Below are 4,544 nucleotides of genomic sequence, written 5' to 3'. Positions count from 1 at the left end.
TCCACGGGAGGTTCGTCACTATATAAATCGCCTAAAGGAAAGATAACATTTTCTGCGATCTTTTGGGGAAGGGCTAATTCTTGGGTGAGTGTCATGGGTAGTAGGTTATAGTTAGGGGATTGTTTCTATTTTAACGTTGGATTGCTTATCTGGTAGTTGTTGACGGGTTTGATGAGGCTGAGTGAGATTGATGGACAGATATAACTCAGATCTTGCACCATAAGCAATAACCTTCGGGTGGCACTCCCCACTAACGCAATAATAAGCTTTTCAACTTCTAATGAATCAATGAATTCGCTTCTCAAACCCCACCCATTCCTTCTCCCGCAACAAAAACTTCTGCACCTTCCCCGTCGCCGTCTTCGGTAACTCGCAAAACTCCACCTCTCTCGGACATTTAAAACCCGCCAAATGTTCGTGACAAAAACTAATAATCTCCTTTTCACTCACCACCATATCCGGTTTCAGAGTAACAAAAACCTTCGGCACTTCCCCTCTTTTCTCATCAGGAATCGCAATTACCGCCACCTCCAATACCGCCGGATGCTGATAAATTGCCCTTTCCACTTCGATAGTAGAAATATTCACCCCACTACTAATAATAATATCCTTCGCCCGATCCCTCAATTCAATATAACCATCAGGATAAACTACCGCCAAATCGCCACTATGAAACCACCCGCCCCGAAAAGCATATTTAGTCCCCTCCACATCATTAAAATAACCCTTCATCACATTATTTCCCCGCATCACAACTTCCCCCATAGCGATACCATCCGCAGGAATATCATTCATATTCTCATCCACCACTCGCATCTCGGCAGCGTGAATATAAGGTACACCTTGTCTTGCTTTCAATTTTGCCCTTTCATCCATTGGTAAATCATCCCAAGGGGCTTGCCATTCACAGACACTATGGGGACCATAAGTTTCAGTTAAACCATAAACATGAGTAATTTCAATCCCCAATTCTTCCATAGATTGAATAATAGTTGGTGAAGGGGGTGCGCCTGCTGTCGCCACTCGTAACTTATGGGATAAGTTTAATGTTTTTATGGCTTTATCGTTAACCAGCATAATTAAAATAGTCGGGGAACCGCAAAAATGAGTAACTCTCTCAGACATGAGTAAAGAAATAACCGTTTCTGGGTAAAACTTCCGCAAACAAATATGAGTGCCCCCAACTGCCATTACTCCCCAAGTAAAACACCACCCATTACAATGAAACATGGGTAAAGTCCACAAATATACTGTGCGACTATCCATTCCTAATTCCAAGGCTTCACCCAAAGCATTTAAGTAAGCGCCGCGATGGGTATAGATAACTCCTTTGGGTTTGCCACTAGTGCCGCTAGTATAGTTAATAGAAATTAAATCATTTTCATCTTCTAAGCAAGATAATACGGATGTAGTTTCTCCCGTAGCTAAGAAGGCTTCATAATCTAAATCGGATAATTTATCGCCAGAAATATTAGCTTGTTCATCGATAATATTAATAATCGCCTCCATCGTTTCTAATTCTCCCTGAATCGGTGCTACAAGGTGAGATAATTCAGTATCGACAAACAACAAACGTGCCCCAGAATCATTGATAATATACTTGATATCTTTCGGTGCGAGACGAATATTAATCGCCACTAAAACACCCCCCGCTAAAGGTACAGCGAAATGTGCTTCTATCATGGGGGGGATATTGGGACAAAGGAAGGCAACTCTGTCACCTTTTTCCAATCCCCATCCCCGCAAAGCGTTAGCAAGTTGATTAACTCTGGCGGCAAATTCGGAATATGTCCACTGTTTTTCCCGATATATTATGGCTGGTTTGTCAGGAAATACGGCGGCGTTGCGATTGAGGAAGCTTTGGGGGGTGAGGTGGTTGTAGAATACTTCAGTAGGGGACATGATGGGAGTTATTTTAATTGTTGTCTATACTACCAGATATGAAATTCTGAAACATTACCCGCCGTGGAATCAATTCCACGGCTAATAGCTTAAGTCCATTGAAATGGACTAAAATTCTGATTCATTCAGTCAATTTTAACTGACTTTAGCTGTGAGAAAGTGGTTTTAACCACTGGCGGGTTGTCGGAAGGCGTGCAAGTTATTAGTTAATTCTAACTTAAAGCAGCCAAGAGCGATCGCAAAACCACACAGTTTTTCCATTAGTGAAAAATCAGGGTTGGGAAAATATACGGTTTTTGCAGTCTGCTAAGGCTTGTCTCATTGTTTTTTCGTAAGTCGGCAAATATTCCATTGGCGGTATCAATATGGCGTGCCATCTTTGTGGGCGAAATGCCATTTCCCTTCCACAAGCAATGCCTGAAGATTGTCATCAGGATAGCTTCCTTCGTCTCCTGGGGTTCGATCGCCAATTTCCAGGTACACCACCTCCTCCGATGTCTCATTAATCAGATTGTGTCCGTTTCCCGTACCCGCCTTGAACCCCGCACACATACCTGGGGAGAGTTGAATTTTACCTTCGTCAGTTTGCAGCGTGGGATTCCCCTGCAAGATGTAGATAAACTCGTCTTGCTTGGAGTGAGCATGACGGAGGGCAGAAATTGCGTTTGGGGCTAATCTTGTCAGGTTGACACCAAAGTTTGTGATGCCAAAGATGTCGCCAAGTGCGCGTTTTTCCCTCCCCGCCATCCGCGATGCAAAAGGCTCTGGATAGTTTGACGGCTTGGTGCGTGGGGGTACTTCAGCGGCGTGGATTGCGATCGCGTTTGTTGGTGTTGCCATGGCAGTTTTCTGATAACGGAAGATGAGAGCTAACTATTAATTATGTCACAGTATATTTGTAGGTTGGGTCGAGGTAGGATATCCCTCCACAACAGCACAATAATGCCGCTGTACCAATAAACAAACTGACTCATCTCAGAACAAATCTTTGTGGTAAGTCGTTAGACTGAGCGTAAAACTGAAATTTCTTCATACTAGTTGAGTCTGATTCAAAATGAAAATTCGTCATTCCTTACTCAGTCTAGCTCTGGTTGCGATCGCGCTTACCAGTCAGACAGCTAGAGTTCACGCTCAACCAGTCACCGAGTCCAAATCCTCTCAATGTCAGCGCTTTGAGGGTGCGATGACTCGCTTTAACGAGCGCTTCACTGCCCAGGAGAACGATCGCAACACCCAACGGGAAATGCAAGAAAATCTCTTGGTAGTTCTCCAAACTGAGATCGATCAGTTAGGAATTCATAAATTTAGCGATCCTAAAATCCAGGAACTGCATCAACAATTTCTGGATATTATTATTACAACTCATTACAATATGAGTGAATATCTGAAGGCTACAGATCGGGGAGATCCAGCTACATCTGAAAAAGCATATAGCAATATGCAACTCATGCCATACCAAATCAGCGACGTTATCAAACAATTTGAGAACTATTGCTATAAGCTATAAACAATCGCCATATTACGCCAATGGTTTCTATTCAATACATCTCCAAGAAATAATCTAAACCCATTACCCTGTATAGATAAAGATCTAATTTGTGGAGATATCTCGTCTTCCATTTATTTCTCAAGTTCCTGTTCCTTAACACCCCTAGGAAAAATGCCACGTATCTTTGACAACATAGAAAAATCCCTCCTTCCCACATTACGGGATACACTACAAATTTCACAACAGGCTGATTTTTGTGTGGGCTATTTCAATCTCAGAGGTTGGCGGAAAATTGACGATCAAATTAACCAGTTTTCTGGTGGATTGGGTTCCTGTTGTCGTCTTTTAGTGGGGATGCAGCGGTTACCCAAGGATGATGTTCATTTATCTTTGAAACTTGCGCCGGAAGATATCGGGATTGATAATAGTGGGGTGATTCGCTATAAGAAACAAATTGCTCAAGAATTCTGCGAACAATTAACTTGGGGCGCACCTACTAATCAGGATGAGGCAGGTTTACGGAGGCTGAGTCAGCAAATTAAAAGTCAGAAAGTTATTGTTAAATTATTTCTGAGATATCCGCTTCATGCTAAACTTTATCTCATTCATCGAAATGATATTAATAATCCCACTATCGGCTTTTTGGGTAGTAGTAATCTTACTTTGTCTGGGCTAGAACATCAAGGTGAGTTAAATATTGATGTTTTAGATCATGATGCTTGTCAAAAGTTGCAAAAGTGGTTTGATGACCGATGGAACGATCGTTGGTGTGTAGATATTTCTCAAGAACTTATTGAGATTATCGATAATAGTTGGGCGAGAGAAATTTCAATTAAACCTTACTACATTTATCTAAAAATTGCCTATCACTTATCCCAGGAAGCAAGAGCAGGTTTATCTGAATATCACATCCCCAGGAATATTGCTAGCCAATTGTTTGACTTCCAAAAAGCAGCGGTGCAAATTGCTGCCCGTCACGTCAACCGCCGAGGTGGTGTACTGGTGGGGGATGTGGTGGGTTTGGGTAAAACCTTAATTGCCACTACTTTAGCTAAGATTTTAGAAGATGATTTTTTCCTGGAAACTCTAATTATTTGCCCCAAAAACTTAGTAACTATGTGGGAAGATTATGTTCACCGTTATGGATTGCGGG

At 42.1% G+C, this 4,544-nt stretch carries 4 protein-coding genes; 2 read left to right on the top strand and 2 right to left on the bottom strand.

From position 1 onward, the window contains the following. Positions 1 to 285 precede the first annotated feature (285 nt). A complete protein-coding gene (locus NJ959_RS14600; RefSeq protein WP_254012484.1) occupies positions 286 to 1,902 on the bottom strand; it encodes an acyl--CoA ligase family protein in 1,617 nt (538 codons plus the stop codon). Positions 1,903 to 2,262: 360 nt separating this feature from the next. Then, positions 2,263 to 2,742 carry a cupin domain-containing protein gene (locus NJ959_RS14595; RefSeq protein WP_254012483.1) on the bottom strand — a complete coding sequence of 160 codons (480 nt, stop codon included), beginning with the start codon at positions 2,740 to 2,742 and terminating at the stop codon, positions 2,263 to 2,265. 214 nt (positions 2,743 to 2,956) lie between these two features. On the opposite strand from NJ959_RS14595, the gene NJ959_RS14590 reads away from it, so the two are divergent. Together NJ959_RS14590 and NJ959_RS14585 are read left to right on the top strand one after the other, a co-directional pair. Beyond that, positions 2,957 to 3,409 carry a hypothetical protein gene (locus NJ959_RS14590; RefSeq protein ID WP_254012482.1) on the top strand — a complete coding sequence of 151 codons (453 nt, stop codon included), beginning with the start codon at positions 2,957 to 2,959 and terminating at the stop codon, positions 3,407 to 3,409. A 153-nt stretch (positions 3,410 to 3,562) separates the two neighbouring features. Then, a partial coding sequence (locus tag NJ959_RS14585; RefSeq protein WP_254012481.1) for a phospholipase D-like domain-containing protein occupies positions 3,563 to 4,544 on the top strand: 982 nt, incomplete at its 3' end.

This window comes from Limnofasciculus baicalensis BBK-W-15, assembly GCF_024178385.1.
Taxonomy (GTDB): domain Bacteria; phylum Cyanobacteriota; class Cyanobacteriia; order Cyanobacteriales; family Coleofasciculaceae; genus Limnofasciculus; species Limnofasciculus baicalensis.
The sequence above is the reverse complement of the archived record's forward strand: the minus strand, read 5'-3'. Positions and strand labels throughout refer to the sequence as shown.

Coding starts and splice junctions, on each gene's coding strand:
- NJ959_RS14600 (WP_254012484.1), bottom strand. CDS start 1,902: ATGTCCCCTACTGAAGTATTCTACAACCACCTCACCCCCCAAAGCTTC.
- NJ959_RS14595 (WP_254012483.1), bottom strand. CDS start 2,742: ATGGCAACACCAACAAACGCGATCGCAATCCACGCCGCTGAAGTACCC.
- NJ959_RS14590 (WP_254012482.1), top strand. CDS start 2,957: ATGAAAATTCGTCATTCCTTACTCAGTCTAGCTCTGGTTGCGATCGCG.